The organism is Serinicoccus sp. CUA-874 (genome assembly GCF_001942225.1).
Lineage (GTDB): Bacteria > Actinomycetota > Actinomycetes > Actinomycetales > Dermatophilaceae > Ornithinicoccus > Ornithinicoccus marinus.
Map to the genome: position 1 here is coordinate 1 of NZ_MKJZ01000032.1, position 1,109 is coordinate 1,109.

The window sequence follows — 1,109 nt, forward strand, 5'->3', positions numbered from 1 at the left end:
GCACCGTTCTAGATCTGGGTGGCCAACGCCGAACCCCCTCTTGACGAGGGCAGCACGCAGTCCGACTGTGGTGGCCTGTGGGTCGAGGTCTCCGACGTCCTCACGGGCATGGTGATCACCTCGCTGCTGAACCTGGACCCGCATGACCTGAGCGCCTGGCGCTGGAAACGCGACACCTACCAAGGAGCCGCCCTCTATGCCTGGCGCGCCCGGTCGTCCGTCTCGTCCGACGAACGCAGAGCTGGCGCCTCACCGGGGTCCACTTCCTGCCCTCCTCGCCTGCTGTGACACGAGCAACCCGAGTGAAGGCGTTATCGACAGGTTGGCCAGGTCCCTTGATGTGCCTCCGCCCACGCTGGGCCATATACAGTGGCGACGTGGACGCGACGACTTTGGTAACCATCGGCATTATTGGCTTGGTGGTGGGTATGGGATTGATAATCTTTTCTTTCAAAAGAAGACGCGGCGGGGGTGACTCCAAGGCTACAGCTATTCCCTTGTTTCTTGCCGCGGGCTGCCTATTCTTGGCTTCCATCCCTTTTCTCGTGGCGGCTTTTCAGTACTAGGCAAACAAATTTTCCGGCCAGCTTTCCTTGCGTCTCGGATTGACCCGTGCGAATTCAAGATCGTGCCGTGCCCAGAACACCGGCGGCTCGTAGTGCCACAACCGCAAGCTCCTGTTCGGCCCGGACGGTCTGCTCGTGACCGAGTGCGGCGTGAGCCGGAGTTGCTCACCGTGACCTTCCATTCGGCGTCGCGCCTGACCGGGAGTCCGACCTGCGGGACGGCGATCCCGACTCAAAGTCGACGCGCGGACGCGTCGGACGCCTTGCCGGCGGTGCTGGCCCAGTGACGACCGTTTTCGAGTCACGCCCAGCACACCTTCTACATTGCCCCGCACCAGCATCCTGAGCATGGATCCGGAGATCGAGCCGTGACGCAGCCTGGACGTCACCGCGTGGGATGCGTCGTGTGGCTTGGTGGAGCCGGGGCGTCCTCGAGCGTCGGTTGAGCTACTGGGTGGAGGAGTCCCCACACCGGCATCCAGGTGGGTGATCCGCCGGACTCTGCGGCACCGTTCTAGATCTGGGTGGCCAACGCCGAACCCC

The 1,109-nt window shown here is 63.2% G+C and carries 1 protein-coding gene; it reads left to right on the forward strand.

What is annotated here, in order from left to right:
• Window positions 1-18 precede the first annotated feature (18 nt).
• Window positions 19-288, forward strand: coding sequence for a hypothetical protein (locus BJF80_RS08895; RefSeq protein WP_075812975.1), 270 nt, complete (start codon window positions 19-21; stop codon window positions 286-288).
• Window positions 289-1,109 lie beyond the last annotated feature (821 nt).